This window comes from Rhizobium sp. FG96 (genome assembly GCF_057808655.1).
Window position 1 is genome coordinate 521,779 of record NZ_JBMDIL010000001.1, and the last position, 14,582, is coordinate 536,360.

At 62.9% G+C, this 14,582-nt stretch carries 16 protein-coding genes; 7 read left to right on the forward strand and 9 right to left on the reverse strand.

Annotation, left to right across the window (positions count from 1 at the left end; genetic code table 11):
• Nucleotides 1-213: 213 nt before the first annotated feature.
• From ACODR6_RS02680 to ACODR6_RS02695, 4 genes are all read right to left on the reverse strand, one after another.
• Complete coding sequence (locus ACODR6_RS02680) at nucleotides 214-2,145, reverse strand: DUF2207 domain-containing protein (RefSeq protein ID WP_489020563.1); 1,932 nt, start codon at nucleotides 2,143-2,145, stop codon at nucleotides 214-216.
• 40 nt (nucleotides 2,146-2,185) lie between these two features.
• Entirely contained in the window at nucleotides 2,186-3,448 is a 1,263-nt protein-coding gene (locus ACODR6_RS02685) for a 3-phosphoshikimate 1-carboxyvinyltransferase (protein ID WP_489020565.1), read from the reverse strand.
• Between the two features lie 74 nt (nucleotides 3,449-3,522).
• Nucleotides 3,523-4,074, reverse strand: coding sequence for a LemA family protein (locus ACODR6_RS02690; protein WP_489020567.1), 552 nt, complete (start codon nucleotides 4,072-4,074; stop codon nucleotides 3,523-3,525).
• A gap of 104 nt (nucleotides 4,075-4,178) precedes the next feature.
• On the reverse strand, nucleotides 4,179-5,138 hold the full coding sequence (locus tag ACODR6_RS02695; RefSeq protein ID WP_112719098.1) for a glycine--tRNA ligase subunit alpha: 960 nt from the start codon (nucleotides 5,136-5,138) through the stop codon (nucleotides 4,179-4,181).
• 101 nt (nucleotides 5,139-5,239) lie between these two features.
• Here ACODR6_RS02695 and ACODR6_RS02700 point away from each other — a divergent pair, with 101 nt between their 5' ends.
• Both ACODR6_RS02700 and ACODR6_RS02705 read left to right on the forward strand, forming a co-directional pair.
• Nucleotides 5,240-5,515 (forward strand): ribbon-helix-helix domain-containing protein, encoded by a 276-nt coding sequence (locus tag ACODR6_RS02700; RefSeq protein ID WP_489020569.1) that lies wholly within the window; start codon nucleotides 5,240-5,242, stop codon nucleotides 5,513-5,515.
• Entirely contained in the window at nucleotides 5,512-5,832 is a 321-nt protein-coding gene (locus tag ACODR6_RS02705; protein WP_489020571.1) for a type II toxin-antitoxin system RelE/ParE family toxin, read from the forward strand. Before ACODR6_RS02700 ends, ACODR6_RS02705 begins: the two co-directional genes overlap by 4 nt.
• 5 nt (nucleotides 5,833-5,837) lie before the next feature.
• On the opposite strand, the gene ACODR6_RS02710 is transcribed toward ACODR6_RS02705, so the two are convergent.
• Together ACODR6_RS02710 and ACODR6_RS02715 are read right to left on the reverse strand one after the other, a co-directional pair.
• Nucleotides 5,838-6,029: an NfeD family protein gene (locus ACODR6_RS02710; RefSeq protein ID WP_112719101.1), complete on the reverse strand. Its 192-nt coding sequence runs from the start codon at nucleotides 6,027-6,029 to the stop codon at nucleotides 5,838-5,840.
• Between the two features lie 21 nt (nucleotides 6,030-6,050).
• Entirely contained in the window at nucleotides 6,051-6,911 is an 861-nt protein-coding gene (locus tag ACODR6_RS02715) for a S49 family peptidase (RefSeq protein WP_199626518.1), read from the reverse strand.
• A gap of 188 nt (nucleotides 6,912-7,099) precedes the next feature.
• Between ACODR6_RS02715 and ACODR6_RS02720 the strand changes: the two genes are divergently transcribed.
• Nucleotides 7,100-8,440, forward strand: coding sequence for an Nramp family divalent metal transporter (locus tag ACODR6_RS02720; protein WP_112719102.1), 1,341 nt, complete (start codon nucleotides 7,100-7,102; stop codon nucleotides 8,438-8,440).
• On the opposite strand, the gene ACODR6_RS02725 is transcribed toward ACODR6_RS02720, so the two are convergent.
• Nucleotides 8,437-9,213: a tRNA1(Val) (adenine(37)-N6)-methyltransferase gene (locus ACODR6_RS02725; protein WP_203429290.1), complete on the reverse strand. Its 777-nt coding sequence runs from the start codon at nucleotides 9,211-9,213 to the stop codon at nucleotides 8,437-8,439. The genes ACODR6_RS02720 and ACODR6_RS02725 overlap by 4 nt on opposite strands.
• 4 nt (nucleotides 9,214-9,217) lie before the next feature.
• Complete coding sequence (locus ACODR6_RS02730; protein WP_112719104.1) at nucleotides 9,218-9,445, reverse strand: putative signal transducing protein; 228 nt, start codon at nucleotides 9,443-9,445, stop codon at nucleotides 9,218-9,220.
• A 108-nt stretch (nucleotides 9,446-9,553) separates the two neighbouring features.
• On the opposite strand from ACODR6_RS02730, the gene ACODR6_RS02735 reads away from it, so the two are divergent.
• From ACODR6_RS02735 to moaB, 4 genes are all read left to right on the forward strand, one after another.
• Nucleotides 9,554-10,570, forward strand: a complete 1,017-nt coding sequence (locus tag ACODR6_RS02735) for a polyprenyl synthetase family protein (RefSeq protein ID WP_199626515.1) — start codon at nucleotides 9,554-9,556, stop codon at nucleotides 10,568-10,570.
• Between the two features lie 129 nt (nucleotides 10,571-10,699).
• The gene (locus ACODR6_RS02740; protein ID WP_489020574.1) at nucleotides 10,700-12,532 is read left to right on the forward strand and encodes a tetratricopeptide repeat protein; all 1,833 of its coding nucleotides are present in this window, start codon (nucleotides 10,700-10,702) and stop codon (nucleotides 12,530-12,532) included.
• Nucleotides 12,533-12,538: 6 nt separating this feature from the next.
• Nucleotides 12,539-13,420, forward strand: a complete 882-nt coding sequence (locus tag ACODR6_RS02745; RefSeq protein ID WP_489020576.1) for a 4-(cytidine 5'-diphospho)-2-C-methyl-D-erythritol kinase — start codon at nucleotides 12,539-12,541, stop codon at nucleotides 13,418-13,420.
• 1 nt (nucleotide 13,421) lies between these two features.
• A complete protein-coding gene (gene moaB, locus ACODR6_RS02750) occupies nucleotides 13,422-13,967 on the forward strand; it encodes a molybdenum cofactor biosynthesis protein B (protein ID WP_489020578.1) in 546 nt (181 codons plus the stop codon).
• Between the two features lie 2 nt (nucleotides 13,968-13,969).
• On the opposite strand, the gene ACODR6_RS02755 is transcribed toward moaB, so the two are convergent.
• Nucleotides 13,970-14,488 carry a glycosyltransferase family 2 protein gene (locus ACODR6_RS02755; RefSeq protein ID WP_489020580.1) on the reverse strand — a complete coding sequence of 173 codons (519 nt, stop codon included), beginning with the start codon at nucleotides 14,486-14,488 and terminating at the stop codon, nucleotides 13,970-13,972.
• Nucleotides 14,489-14,582: the final 94 nt, after the last annotated feature.

The following is a 14,582-nucleotide window of genomic DNA, read 5'->3' on the forward strand; positions in this document are numbered from 1 at the left end:
GCGGTTAAGGGGCGGGAGGCGAAAGGTCAAGTGTTGGAGGGCTGATCGATGGCGTAATCGCCGAGGTTCTGCCGTGTGGCCCCCTCATCCGCCCTTCGGGCACCTTCTCCCCCAGGGGAGAAGGGGAAAGCCGCAGTGTCTCCGTCCCTTCTCCCCTGGGGGAGAAGGTGGCCCGTTAGGGCCGGATGAGGGGGCTGCCCGGTAGGACGCGCATTACCACCCCCCGCCACCGCCACCACCTCCGCCGCCGCCCGAGGAGCCGCCGCCGCCGGAGAAGCCGGAGGACGAGCTCGATGGCGGTGGGCTTGGTATCGTCGAGGCGATGGTGGAGGCCATCGAGGAGGAGAAGCCGCCGATGCGATCGGAGAAGCTGCCGCTGTTGAAATTGCCGGAATACCAGGCCGGGCTATAGGCGACCGCGCCGGCTGCGGCGGCCGCCAGCCAGGTTTCGAAGGTCTGGCTCCAGGGCTTTTCGACGCCGAGCGCCACGGCATAGGGCAAGAGCTTTTCGAAATGCTGCGGCGACATCTCCGGCGCGCCCGCCATGTTCATGCGGTCCTTCTCGGCGAGCGTCAGATACTGCCTGAGGCCATCGATGCCATCCATCATCTTGGCGCCGAGCATCGTCGGCGCGCCCATGATGAAAACGTAGAGCATGTTGAGGAAGACGATGCCGCCGACGGCAAAGAGCATCGGCGTTTCATGAAACTCCATCAGCGACGAAAACAGGGCGAGCGCAAGCGACGAAACGATGGAGAAGCCGATGAAGCCGGCAATGCCGATCGCCACGACCGACATGATCTTGGCGCCGAGCGAATGGCCGCGCCTGAACGACTTGGCAAAACCGGCGACGAAAAGCGAAAGGAAGGCGACGACGGCGATCGGGACGATCATCAGCGCGATCGTATCGGGCTGCAGCGAGCCGAAGACGAAGAGGATGATCAGCACCGCGACGCTGAGCACGACGCCACCGATCACATAGCCGGTATTGGCGTTGTAATATTTGCCGCGATGCTCGCGCTCGATCGCCGAGCGGAAATTCTGGCCGACGGATTTGACCCGCTCGCCATTGGCCTTGTCGATGGTCAGCGATCCGCGGCTGCCGACGGCGTTCAGCAGGCTCGCCTCGCCCGCCTCGAACTTCTGGCCGACATTGGGTTTGTCGGTGCGGCGGATGACGATCGACTGCTTGAGATCCTCAAGCACGACGAAGCCGCGCACGGCAAGGTTCAGCGCGCTCGCCGACAGCGCCGTCCAGCCCTGGCCGGAGAAGCCCTTGTTATCGATGTAATTGACGAGCGCCGGCGAGATGCCGTCAGGCGCATCCCAGCGCGGCACGACGACGCCACGGGCCGGATCGCGCCCGACCTTCAGCCAGGAGCGGGTGTAGTAGAGGAAGACCAGCAGCAGACCGCCGAAGCCGATGAAATAATCGCGGTTATCCTTCAGCCACCACATGTTCTGATCGGATGAGCTCGGCGGATCGATGGCGCCCTTGGGAAACTTGACGGCGATCGTCAGTCCCTCTTCAGCGTTCAGAGGCTGTGTCGTGGAAAAGACCGGGCGGGTGTTGCTGCCGGAGACGCGGGCGTTCCTGTCCGTCGCGCCAAGCGGGCCGGTGAAGAAATTGGTATCGGTGGCGGCCACACCATCGGGCAGATTGACGGTCGCCGTCGCCGCCATGATCGGGAAGATCCAGCCGTTGCCGGTGACGTTCCAATAGAGTTCGTCGTGATCGGGGAAATAGCGTATCTGCCGGTTGGTGCGGTAGGTGAAGACATATTGATGGCGGCCGGGCGAGAGCATTACGTCTTCCGAACCGGCATAGATGCGGATGCCGCCGGAGATCGATTCCGTCTTCCAGGGTTCGTCATTCCCGTCGCGGGTCACCGACACGACGTCGAAATCGACGCTGCGGAGACGGCCGTTCTCATCGATGAAGGTCAGCGGGAAATCGCGAAAGATGCCGCGGCGGATGCGGTTGCCCTCGGCATTGACGGTGATGGTCTCGGCCACCGTCATCGCCCCGGTCTTTTCCAGCCGGATATCGGAATTGAAGGAGGAGATGATCTCGGCGCCAAGTGCCGTGCGCACCGTCAGCGCCATGAAGAGCGCCAGGCACACACCGAAAGACCGCAGGATCATTCCACCCCTCCCCGATCGCGGCAGCTGCCGCTTTGCTATCTCAACTTTCGTTGGCGTAGGTGACGCCGAGTGCTGCGAGCATGCGCCAATAGGCGGGAACCGTCTTGCCGACGCAATCCGGATCCAGAATGGTGATGCCGTCGATCTTCAGGCCCGCCAGCGCAAAGCTCATGGCGATGCGGTGATCGGCGAAAGTATCAATCGACGCCGGCAGATGCTGGCCGGCGAGATCAGGATCGGCATTGACGATCAGGTCGTCGCCTTCCTCGCGGGCGAGATCGGCGCGGATCTGCGTCAGGCCGGTCGACAGCGCGCGGATGCGGTCGCATTCCTTGACCCGCAGATTGGCGATGCCGACGAAGCGGACGGGCGTATTGTTGAAGGCTGCAAGGACGGCGAGCGTCGGCACCGCATCCTGCATCTGCGAGCCATCGATTTCGGCAGGCAGGTTCGGGAACTTGGCGATGACGTCGTAGGCCTTGGCATCCGGCTGGGTGAAGGCGGCGTTGGGCACGCCGAGGTCGATCTTTCCGCCGGTCAGCACTTCGGCCGCCCAGAAATAGGTGGCGGCGGAGGCATCAGGCTCGATGACGAAATCGAAGGCGGTGTAGCCCGTTGGTTCGACCTGCCAGGTGACCGGGCTGGTCTTCTCGACCTTGGCGCCGAACGCGCGCATCGCCGCCGTCGTCAGGTCGATATAGCCGAGCGCGCCGATATCCTCGCCGAGCAGTTCGATGGTGACGGGCTTGCTGCCACCGGCGGCCATCATCAGAAGAGCCGAGACATACTGGCTGGAAAGGCCGCCATCGATCTCGATGCGGGTGGCGTCGAAAGTGCCGGTGCCGTTGATCTTGACCGGCGGGCAGCCGGTCTCGGTGCTGGCATCGATGCCGAGCGTGCGCAGCGCATCGACGAGCGGGCCGATCGGGCGCTTGCGCATATGCTGGTCGCCATCGACGATCACGGTGCCATCGACGAGCGCGGCAGCGGCCGTCAGGAAGCGCGTTGCAGTGCCGGCATTGCCGAGGAACAGCGGCTCCTTCGGCGGCAGAAGCTTGCCGCTGCCCGTCACCACGAAGCTCGTGTCATCGGGCTCTTCGATCTTGACGCCCATAGCGCGCAGGGCGTCGGCCATATAGCGCGTGTCGTCGCTCTTCAGCGCGCCGGTCAGGCGGCTGGTGCCCTTGGCGAGACCGGCCAGCAGCAGCGCCCGGTTGGTGATCGACTTCGAACCCGGCGCCACCGCGCGCCCTTCGAGCGGAGCCTTGACCGGGATGATGGTGAGTTTCTTGTCTGTACCCATTACGCTGTATTCCATCCATTGCGCTGCAGCCGTGACCGGCCCTGCTCATAGCAGCTTTTGCGCAAAGACAAACGTCAGAATTTGACCTGCGGGACGGCGCGATCCGCCTCGTTGGTGATCTCGAAATAGTCCTTCTTCTGGAAACCGAACTGACCGGCGACCAGATTGGACGGGAAGCTCTCGACCTTGACGTTCAGATCGCGGGCAGCACCGTTATAATAGCGGCGGGCCATCTGGATTTCGCTTTCCATGGTTTCGAGCGAGCTCTGCAGCTCGGCAAAATTCGCGTTCGCCTTCAGATCCGGATAGGCTTCGGCAAGCGCGATGACACGCCCGAGTGCAGCCCCGAGCAGACCTTCCGCCTGCGCCCTGCCGGCAACGTCGCCCGAGGGAACCGCCTGCGCCTTATTGCGCAATGCCACGACCTCTTCCAGAGTGGTTTTCTCGTGGGTGGCGTAGCCCTTCACCGTCTCGATCAGGTTCGGGATCAGATCCGCACGCCGCTTCAGCTGCACATCGATACCCGACCAGGCCTCCTCCGCCATCTGCCGGGCACGGACGAGGCCGTTGTAGATGAAGATGGCGTAGAGGGCGACCAGGACGATCAAGCCGAGAATGATATACATCGCGAATCCCCCGCAACGGAAATAGAGTTGCGGCGAGACTATGCATGTTGCGAAGAATTGTCATCCGGGAACTCACGCGATCGTGAGCTCCCTAAAGCGGTGATCTATGCGGCGTCTTTCGCGAGGTTGACCCCGCCCGCATCCGTCAGCAGGAACGCTTCACCGCAGGCTTTTGCGAGCGTGCGGACGCGCAGGATGTAGCCCTGGCGTTCGGTGACCGAGATGACGCCGCGGGCGTCGAGCAGGTTGAAGACGTGGGACGCCTTGATGCACTGGTCGTAGGCCGGGAAGACGCATTTGTGGAGGCGCTGGTTGTCGGCATCGCCGGGGGCGCCGGCGGCGAGCAGCGCCTGGCATTCCTTCTCGGCATCGATGAAGTGACGGTGCAGCATCTCGGTATTGGCGAATTCGAAGTTGTGACGGGAATATTCCTGCTCTGCCTGCAGGAAGACTTCGCCATAGCTGATCTTCTCGTCGCCTTCGCGGCCGTTGAAGTTCAGGTCATATACGTTGTCGACGCCCTGGACATACATGGCGAGGCGCTCTAGGCCATAGGTGAGCTCGCCCGCGACCGGCGCGCATTCGATGCCGCAGACCTGCTGGAAATAGGTGAACTGCGAGACTTCCATGCCGTCGCACCAGCACTCCCAGCCGAGACCCCAGGCGCCGAGCGTCGGGCTTTCCCAGTCGTCCTCGACGAAGCGGATGTCATGCAGCAGCGGATCGAGACCGATGGCGGCGAGCGAGCCGAGATAGAGTTCCTGCAGGTTCGGCGGGTTCGGCTTCAGGATGACCTGATACTGGTAATAGTGCTGCAGGCGGTTCGGGTTTTCGCCGTAGCGGCCGTCCGACGGGCGGCGCGACGGCTGCACATAGGCGGCCTTCCACGGCTTCGGGCCAAGGGCGCGCAGCGTGGTTGCCGGGTGGAAGGTACCGGCGCCGACTTCCATGTCGTAGGGCTGCAGAACCGCACAACCCTTGTCCGCCCAGTAATTATGCAGGGTGAGGATCAGCGCCTGGAAGGAGCGCTTCGGATTCATATGGTCGGGGATCGATGCAGACATGGGAATTCACCGTTGCTTATTTTGCCGGGACAGGTGCCACGGCGGGGGACAAGGGTCAATAGATAACGTATGATCGCAATGGTTTCGAACGGATACAGGCCATGAACGTCAAGACCACAGTGACGCTGTCGGATGAGGACCTCCGCTTTGCCGAGGAACTGGTGGAAGCCGGGCGCTTTCCGAGCGTCTCCGACGTGATCGGCGAAGGGCTGGCGCGGCTGCGGCTTGAAGAGAGCGGCGAGGACGATCCGGTTGCGGGGATGGCGAATGAGATCCGGCGGCGGATGGAATTGCCGCGGGATCAGTTCATCAACATGGAAGACGACGACCTCTTCGAGCGCGTCCGCAAACGGCTGAACTCCAGGCCCGCGCGATGAGCGAACGCTACCGCCTGCGTTATCACCCAGGCGCGACCGACGATCTCTTCAATATTTTCACGCTGATCGAAGACTATGCCGGGACGGCTATCGCCAACCGGAAGTTTTCCGAGATCGAACGGGTGACGAAAAGCCTGGTCGACTTCCCATACAAGGCAGCCCCTCGGGACGAGGTCTGTCAGGGGCTTCGCATCATTCCGGCCGCCGAAAAGGCGGTCATCTGCTTCACGATCGACGAAGGCGACAAGTCCCTTCTTATATTGGCGATCGGCTATGCCGGTTCGGACTGGGAAGCACGCGTGAAAGAGCGGCGCTAAGGCGCCTACTCATCCTCCCGCTTCACCCGGTACTCGCCGGTCACCGGATCCTTCACCAGCGTGCCGACGGCGCCGGTCTGGCGCTCCCTTTCGGTGCGGCGGGATTTTTCCTGGAGGCGCTGGGCGTCGGAGATGAAGCGGCGGTAGAGCCACCAGCCGGCGCATATCAGGATTGCAATCGTAACAAGCTGCGCCATGGCCCCCTCGCCTATCTCTTCTTATAGCCCGTAGCGGCTCCACAATGCCTTTTCTTCGGCTGTTTCGACAAGTCCCGCCGCAAGACCTGATGCCGCACCTTCGAGCGACATGGTGGAGATGCCGGGAACGCGGCGGCCGAAGAGGCCGCGGGCGGCGGTGACGAGCTCCAGCTTCGTCTTGTGGCCGTAGCGCTTCTTCAATTCCTGGCGCATGTCGCCGAGGCCGTCGATGAGGCCGAGTTCGAGGCCGCGGGTACCGGTCCAGAACAGGCCGGAGAAGACGGTCGCGTCATCCTTCAATTTGCCGGCGCGGCGCTCGCGCACCATCGATATGAAGACCTGGTGGATCTCGAGCTGCAGGGTCTTCAGATACTCGATGTCCTTTTCCTTTTCCGGCTGGAAGGGATCGAGGATCACCTTGTTTTCGCCGGCGGTATAGACGCGGCGCTCGACGCCGATCTTCTTCAGAAGTTCCGGAAAGCCGAAGCCGCCGGAGACGACGCCGATCGAGCCGACGATCGAGGTCGGATCGGCGATGATCTCGTCACCGGCGAGCGCGATCATGTAGCCGCCGGAGGCCGCGACATCCTCGACGAAGACGAGCACCTTCTTCTGCTTTTCGCGGGCCAGCTCGCGGATGCGGGTGAAGATCAGGCGCGACTGGACCGGCGAGCCGCCCGGCGAATTGATCGAGATCGCCACAGCCGGCGCATCCTTGGCGGAGAAAGCCTTTTCCAGCATCGGGGCGACCGAGGCCAGATTCAGCGCCGGGCGGAACTGGTTGCCGCCGCTCATGATGGCGCCCTGCAGCCTGACGACGGGGATCACCACCCCTTCCTTGCGGAAGCGCTTCGGCATCAGCTTTCTCAAAAATCCGGCCATTTCAAATCCTTCTTCGCATTTCGGCGTCGCAATCCATGTATGCAGCGCAACGGCAAACACAATGGGAGAGCGCCGAAAACCGCTTCGGAACGACCGGAAAAATGCACACTCCATTTTCTTGTTGCGAATGACTTGCATTATCATTCTAATCGGTCATAGTGCCAATATAAGCAACAGGTGGAAATGACATGGATGTTTTGAATCCGCAGAGAAAAGGCGGCTGGCGGTATGAACGCCAGGAAGCCTCGCTCTCCGACGTCTATCGCAGCGTCAATACGAGACGCGACGGATCGAAACTCCGCAGGATCGCCGCCTTTGCAGGTCCGGGCTACATGGTCGCTGTCGGCTACATGGATCCGGGCAACTGGGCGACGTCGCTCGCCGGTGGTTCGAAGTTCGGCTATGCGCTGCTGACGGTGGCGCTGCTTTCAAACCTGATGGCGATCGTGCTGCAGTCTCTCTGCGCCCGTCTGGCAATCGGTTCAGGCCGCGATCTGGCGCAGGCCTGTCGCGATGCCTTTCCGAAGTGGGTTTCCGTTCCGCTCTGGGCCTTTGCTGAAATCGCCATCATCGCCACCGACATTGCCGAGGTTATCGGCACGGCGATTGGCCTCAACCTGATCTTCGGCGTGCCGCTGGAGCTTGGCGTGCTGATCACCGCACTCGACGTCTTCCTCATCCTCTATTTGCAGAAGATGGGCTTCCGCTGGGTCGAGGCCTTCATCATCACCCTGCTCGGCGTCATCGCGCTCTGCTTCGGCGTGCAGATCCTGCTTGCCGATCCCCAATGGGGCGCGGTTCTCAAGGGCTTCTTCCCGACGACGGAGATCGTCACCAATCCGGAAATGCTCTACCTGGCGCTCGGCATTCTCGGCGCCACCGTCATGCCGCATAATCTCTACCTGCATTCCGGCATCGTGCAGACACGCGACTTCGGCCACACGCTGCCCGAAAAGCGCGAGGCGCTGACCTTTGCGACGATCGACTCGACGGTGGCGCTGTGTTTCGCGCTGCTGATCAACGCCTCGATCCTGATCCTGGCGGCAGCCGCCTTCAACGCCAATGGCCAGACCAATATCGTCGAGCTCGGCGAAGCGCACTCGCTGCTGGCGCCGCTGCTTGGCCTCGCCATCGCGCCGACGCTGTTCGGCATCGCTCTGCTCTGCTGTGGCCTGAATTCAACGGTGACGGCAACGCTTGCCGGCCAGATCGTCATGGAAGGCTTCATCAAGATGAAGGTCCAGCCATGGGTGCGCCGCCTGATCACCCGGGCGATCGCCATCATCCCGGCCGCCTTCGTCACCATCTGGTACGGCGATGCGGGGACGGCGGAACTGCTGATCCTGACGCAGGTCGTGCTCAGCCTGCAGCTCTCCTTCGCCGTCTTCCCGCTGGTGATGTTCACCGCCAGCAAGGCGAAGATGGGCGAACTCGTCGCTCCCCGCTGGCTCTCGGCGATCGCCTATCTGATCGCCATCGTCATCGCCGGACTGAACATCAAGCTGCTCTTCGACTTCGTGATCGGCTAAAGCCGCTCATAGGCCGCGCGGCCGTTGTTGAAATCATCGACGAGGGGGGAGAACTTGTGGCTCCCCTCTTCGTGCATGATCAGCGGCGCGCGCAGCGACAGCCGTGCCCGCGAGCCCTTGATCGCCGTCAGCAGGATGCGCACGGCGTTTTCGCCCTGGCGGGGATGGATGGCGGTGATTTCGATGCCGCCGAAGCGGCGGCCGCAGGCGGCGATGATCTCGGCGATCGATTCCGGGCGGGCGATCAGCGACAGCTGGCCGCCAGGGATCATGATGGCGCCGGCGGTGCGGATCCAGCTTTCGAACAATCCTTCGGTCATCGCATGCGCCTCGGCCTTCAGGGCATCCGGCGTCTTGCGGTCGCCTGAAGCGTTAAATGGCGGGTTCATGATGACGTGGTGGAAGACCTCGTCGGGAAGCCCAGCATCGTTGCGCGCCTTGGCAGTCAGCGTCACATCGGCCTCGATTACCGAGACGCGCCCGGCCATATGGGCGTTTTCGGACAGAGCGATGCTGCGGCGGGCATAATCCGCCATCTCCGCCGAGCGCTCGAAGAGAACGGCTTCAGCCTTCGGAAGCCGCGAGGCGACGCCGAGCCCTGCCGCACCGGCACCGGCGCCGAGATCGGCAACCCTGACCGGCCTGTCATCGGCGACCAGAGCGGCGAGCAGCATGGCATCCATACCCGACCGGTGCCCCCTGCCCTTCGGCTGGACGATGTGGAAGCCGCCGCGGTGGAAGGCATCGATCGTTTCGGAAACCGGGCTCGTCATAGGTTCACTTTTCCGCGCGCAGCTCGTCTGCCAGACCGGCATCGGTGAGGATGCGGCGGGCCTGAACGGCGCGCTCGTCATCGACAAGCAGGCGGCGCGGCAGCATGCCGAGCGAACCCTCCAGAATGCTCATGCCCTGATCGGCTACGAAGCAGTGAATTCCGGCATCCTTTAACAGGCTCTGCGCAAACGAGAGCAGGACGGGATCGTTGGCACGGATAAGTTCATGCATTTGCGGTCAATTCCGTTTCAAATTTGCGCTACGCGACAATTCACCCCTTGCCGCTTCTGCCGCCCCTTTCTATTGTCAAATTCAAAGAGTGAACAGGAGTCCGGGTCGTTGGGCGTGGTCATACCGCTTGAAGAAAGCAAAAACAAACTGGCATCCGTCAAGCCGCTGGTCGATTTGACAAAGGCGGACATGGAGCGGGTCAACCAGCTTATCCTTTCGAAGGCCGGTTCCGACGTGCAGATGATCCCGGAGGTGGCCAACCACCTGATCTCTTCCGGCGGCAAGCGCCTGCGCCCGATGCTGACGCTCGCCTCGTCCTGTCTGTTCGGCTACAAGGGCGAGAACCACATCAAGCTCGCGACCTCGGTCGAATTCATGCATACGGCGACGCTTCTGCATGACGACGTGGTCGACGAAAGCGACCTGCGCCGCGGCAAGTCCACGGCCCGCACCATCTGGGGCAACCAGGCCAGCGTCCTCGTCGGCGACTTCCTGCTCGGCCAGGCCTTCCGCATGATGGTCGATGTCGGCTCGCTCGATGCGCTCGACGTTCTCTCTTCGGCTGCCTGCGTCATCGCCGAGGGCGAGGTACTGCAGCTTTCGGTCGCCAAGAACATGGAAACGACCGAGGACGACTATCTCTCGGTCATCCGCGCCAAGACGGCGGCGCTGTTTGCGGCAGCCGCCGAAGTCGGCCCGATCGTTGCCGATGCCGGCAAGTCCGGCCGCAACGCGATGAAGTCCTACGGCATGAATCTCGGCCTCGCCTTCCAGCTGGTCGACGATGCGCTGGATTACGGCGGCAAGGCTGCCGATCTCGGCAAGAATGTCGGCGACGATTTCCGCGAAGGCAAGATCACGCTTCCCGTCATCCTCGCCTACCGCCGCGGCACGCAGGAAGAGCGTGCCTTCTGGCGCGATGCGATTGAGGGCGGCAACAGCAGCGATGCGAACCTTGAAAAGGCCCTCGGCCTGATCACCAAATACGGCACGCTGAACGATACGATCGCCCGGGCGGTCCACTATGGCACGATCGCGCGCGACGCTCTGGCGCCGCTTCCCGATACGTCCTGGAAATCGGCCATGATGGAAGTCATCGACTTCTGCATCGAGCGCGTGAACTAATCAAAGGTCTTTGATCGCGGGCTGATTTTGTTGCAGGGCCGCTTCAAAAAAGCCATCCTGTTGTGAATCAGTCATTGCAACTGATTTCGCAGCCGGAGCTTGCCGGCTGCATTGAAGAGAGGTTTTCTAATGCGGCAGAGATTTGCCATCCGTCTTCTTTCGAGCGCAGCCCTTGCAGCCGTTCTTTCGTTCGGCGCATTGACCGGCGCGCATGCGGAAGACGCGGCCAAGCCCGACGATGCCAGCAAGACCGTGATGTTCGACCCGGATACGGTTTCCACCTTCTCCGGCGCCTTCCTCGCCGCCCGCACCGCCGATGTCGACCACGACTACAAGACGGCGATCGAACTCTACAAGAAGGCCCTGCAGATCGAGCCGGGCAATCCTGAGATCCGCCAGCGCCTGATGATCTCGCTGCTGCTCAGCGGCGATTTCAAGGAAGGCGTCAAATACGCCAACGAGCTGAAGCTCGACCCGAGCATCGAGCGCGTGACGACGGTCGTACGCTCGATGGATGCCGTCGGCCGCGGCGACTACAAGGGCGCCGAAGCGATCCTGAAATATGACGGCCCGAACGATCTCGACCGGATGATGAACGACCTGCTGTCGGCCTGGGCGCGTCTCGGCGCCGGACGTGGCAAGGAAGCCCTGGCGATGGTCGAGAAGATGAAGGGACCGGACTGGTTCCGCATCTTCCAGAACTACCATGCCGGCGCAATCGCCATCGTCAACGGCAATGTCGCCTCTGCCCGCAAGCATCTGAACGATGCCGTGCTCGACAAGGATGGCGGCGCCACGGCGCCCGATACCTTCATGCGCTCGATCATGGCGCTTGCCCGCCTCGAGGCATCGCAGGGCAACAAGCAGAGGGCGCTGGACGCGATCTCCGTCGGCGACAACCTGCTGCCGAACTACGCACCGCTGAAGGCACTGCGCCAGAGCATCGAAAGCGGCGAGAAGCCGAAGCAGCAGGTCGAGAATGCCGCGCAGGGTGCGGCCGCCGTGCTGTTCTCCGTCGGCGCCGCGCTGAACCGGGATGGCGCCGAAGACATCGTCTCGCTCTACCTGCAGACCGCCAATGCGCTCGACCCCGACAGCGCCGATACGCTGGTCTTGCTCGGCGGCATTGCCGAGAAGCAGGAACAGATGGACCGCGCCATCGAATTCTACCAGAAGGTTCCGGCGGATTCGCCGATGCGCCGCATCTCTGAACTGCAGCTCGGCCTGGCACTCGCCCAGGGCGGCAAGGTGGAAGAGGCCCGCAAGCATCTGCAGCAGCTGATCGCCTCCGACCCGAAGGATATCCGCAGCTACCTCGCCTATGGCAGCGTCCTTTCCGATGCCAAGGACTATCCGGCCATGGCCGAGAACTACGACAAGGCCGTCGAGGCGATCGGCTCCCTGCCCGGCCGCGCCGACTGGACCGTATTCTTCCAGCGCGGCATTGCCTATGAGCGGCTGAAGAAGTGGGATCAGGCCGAGCCGAACTTCCGCAAGGCGTTGGAGCTCAATCCGGACCAGCCGCAGGTTCTGAACTATCTGGGCTATTCCTGGATCGACATGAACAAGAACCTCGACGAAGGCCTGACGATGATCAAGAAGGCCGTCGATCTGCGGCCTGACGACGGCTACATCATCGATTCGCTGGGCTGGGCCTACTACCGGCTCAACCGCTTCGACGATGCCGTTGCCGAGCTCGAAAAGGCCGCCGAAATCAAGGCCGGCGACGCGACGATCAACGATCACCTCGGCGATGCCTACTGGCATGTCGGCCGCAAGCTCGAGGCCGTCTATCAGTGGAACCGGGCGCTGAACTCGCAGCCCGAGGAAGCCGAGATCCCGAAGATCAAGGACAAGATCGCCAACGGCCTGAAGCCCGAGAACGACGACGCCAAGTCTGCCGACAAGAAGCAGCCGGACCCGGCGCCGGTGACCCCGCCGCCCGTCGACAAGAAGTCCTGATAACGGATGCCGGATGCGGAGAGCCGCCGTTTCACGGTGACTGAAGACGCGCCTGCGAAAATCAATCTGGCCCTGCATGTGACGGGCCAGAGAGACGACGGCTACCATCTGCTCGACATGCTGGTGACCTTCACCAGTCACGGCGACCGGCTGAGCTTCACCGCCGCCGATGCCGACGGCTTCACGATCAGCGGGCGTTTTTCCGCCGATCTCGGCGGCGATCCCGGCAGCAATCTCGTTCTCAAGGGGCGCGATCTTCTGCGCCAGGCCGTGCTTGCCCAGGGCGGCCATGCGCCTGCGGTTTCGATCCATCTCGACAAGAACCTGCCGGTTGCCTCCGGGATCGGCGGTGGCTCGGCGGATGCGGCTGCGGCGCTGCGCGGGCTTCAGCGCTTCTGGAACGTGCGGGTGCCCGCCGATATCCTTTCGGCGCTTGCGCTGCAGCTTGGCGCCGATGTGCCGATGTGCCTGGAAAGCCGCCCGCTGATAGCGCGCGGGATCGGCGAGGAGATCGAGCGGGTGGCGCTGCCACGGCTCTTCCTGGTGCTCGCCAATCCGCTGAAGGGCGTGTCGACGCCGCAGATCTTTCGCACGCTGGCACAGAAGAACAACCGGCCGCTCGATCTTTCGGCCGGCGGCTGGATGCGGGTGATCGAGGCCAATCGCAACGACCTCGAGCCGCCGGCGCGCAGCCTGACGCCCGAGATTGCCGAGATTTCGGCCCTGCTTGCCGGGAGCGGCGCCGATCTGGTGCGCATGTCCGGCTCCGGCGCCACCTGCTTCGGGCTCTTCCCCTTCCTGCAGGCGGCAGAGGCCGCGGCATGGCAGCTTCACAGCCAGCGGCCGGACTGGTATTTCCAGGCAACGGAAACTGTTTCGGGAGAGTGACATGCCTGGCATAGACGAGAACCGGCCGTTCATTCCCGTCGGCATCGCCGTGCTGACCGTCTCGGATACCCGCACGCTCCAGGACGACAAGTCGGGCGACACGCTCGCTGCCCGCATCGCCGAGGCCGGCCACAGGCTGATCGACCGCGCCATCGTGCGGGACGACAAGCAGGCGATCGCGGCGCGGGTGAAGACCTGGACGGAGACCGATGGCATCGACGTCGTCATCACCACCGGCGGCACCGGCTTTACAGGCCGCGACGTGACGCCCGAAGCACTGGAGCCGCTGTTCGAGAAGCGCATGGACGGCTTCTCGGAAGTGTTCCACCGGATTTCCTACGACAAGATCGGCACCTCGACGATCCAGTCGCGCGCCACGGCCGGCGTTGCCAACGCCACTTTCATCTTCGCGCTGCCCGGCTCGCCCGGCGCCTGCAAGGATGCCTGGGACGGGATCCTGAAGGCGCAGCTCGACTACCGGCACATGCCCTGCAATTTCGTGGAAATCATGCCGCGGCTCGACGAGCACCTGAAGCGCGGCGGCTGATTCTATCTGGCGGCGCGTGCCACCCAGGAAGGAATCAATTCACTGGAAAGCTGGCGCAGCTTCTGACCCTTCGGAAATTCCGCCAGCCGCATGCCGCTCTTGGCCGAGGCAACCGCCTGCTTCTTGGGGACAAGATAGGCAAGCTCCAGCGGCGGCAACGCACGGCCGACCCGCTGCAGGAACGGACGGCGGTAGGCGCGCGAGGCGGTGAAGCGGGCGGGCAGTTTGTTCAGCGCCACATATTCGGCGATCTCGTCGATCCAGCCCGCCTGCGGGCGCGCACCCGGCTCGACGAAGAGCAACCACTCGCCCCGCGCAGAGCGCAATATGTCCTTGATATCCCACTGGGAATGGAAACGGCAGCCGGCGGCATCCGCCACCCGCGAGGTGCCGTCGCGCGAGCCGTGATCGAGCACCACGACGTCACTTACAAGCCCTTCGACCGCGCCCGCGACCAGCACCGATAAAGTCTGCGCCAGCTCAGGTTCCTGATCCTGGCACTCCAGAACAACCGTCAACATTGCCTATTTATAATGCGCCGCACAAAATTTTGCCAGCGCGACTTTCCTCATTTTGTTCTTGCATTGTTCTCATTTTCTGATTAGGAATTTAATC

What these genes read in the sequence shown, in the direction of transcription:
- ACODR6_RS02680 (WP_489020563.1), bottom strand. Translation starts at nt 2,145, where the DNA reads ATGATCCTGCGGTCTTTCGGTGTGTGCCTGGCGCTCTTCATGGCGCTG.
- ACODR6_RS02685 (WP_489020565.1), bottom strand. Translation starts at nt 3,448, where the DNA reads ATGGGTACAGACAAGAAACTCACCATCATCCCGGTCAAGGCTCCGCTC.
- ACODR6_RS02690 (WP_489020567.1), bottom strand. Translation starts at nt 4,074, where the DNA reads ATGTATATCATTCTCGGCTTGATCGTCCTGGTCGCCCTCTACGCCATC.
- ACODR6_RS02695 (WP_112719098.1), bottom strand. Translation starts at nt 5,138, where the DNA reads ATGTCTGCATCGATCCCCGACCATATGAATCCGAAGCGCTCCTTCCAG.
- ACODR6_RS02700 (WP_489020569.1), top strand. Translation starts at nt 5,240, where the DNA reads ATGAACGTCAAGACCACAGTGACGCTGTCGGATGAGGACCTCCGCTTT.
- ACODR6_RS02705 (WP_489020571.1), top strand. Translation starts at nt 5,512, where the DNA reads ATGAGCGAACGCTACCGCCTGCGTTATCACCCAGGCGCGACCGACGAT.
- ACODR6_RS02710 (WP_112719101.1), bottom strand. Translation starts at nt 6,029, where the DNA reads ATGGCGCAGCTTGTTACGATTGCAATCCTGATATGCGCCGGCTGGTGG.
- ACODR6_RS02715 (WP_199626518.1), bottom strand. Translation starts at nt 6,911, where the DNA reads ATGGCCGGATTTTTGAGAAAGCTGATGCCGAAGCGCTTCCGCAAGGAA.
- ACODR6_RS02720 (WP_112719102.1), top strand. Translation starts at nt 7,100, where the DNA reads ATGGATGTTTTGAATCCGCAGAGAAAAGGCGGCTGGCGGTATGAACGC.
- ACODR6_RS02725 (WP_203429290.1), bottom strand. Translation starts at nt 9,213, where the DNA reads ATGACGAGCCCGGTTTCCGAAACGATCGATGCCTTCCACCGCGGCGGC.
- ACODR6_RS02730 (WP_112719104.1), bottom strand. Translation starts at nt 9,445, where the DNA reads ATGCATGAACTTATCCGTGCCAACGATCCCGTCCTGCTCTCGTTTGCG.
- ACODR6_RS02740 (WP_489020574.1), top strand. Translation starts at nt 10,700, where the DNA reads ATGCGGCAGAGATTTGCCATCCGTCTTCTTTCGAGCGCAGCCCTTGCA.
- ACODR6_RS02745 (WP_489020576.1), top strand. Translation starts at nt 12,539, where the DNA reads ATGCCGGATGCGGAGAGCCGCCGTTTCACGGTGACTGAAGACGCGCCT.
- moaB (WP_489020578.1), top strand. Translation starts at nt 13,422, where the DNA reads ATGCCTGGCATAGACGAGAACCGGCCGTTCATTCCCGTCGGCATCGCC.
- ACODR6_RS02755 (WP_489020580.1), bottom strand. Translation starts at nt 14,488, where the DNA reads ATGTTGACGGTTGTTCTGGAGTGCCAGGATCAGGAACCTGAGCTGGCG.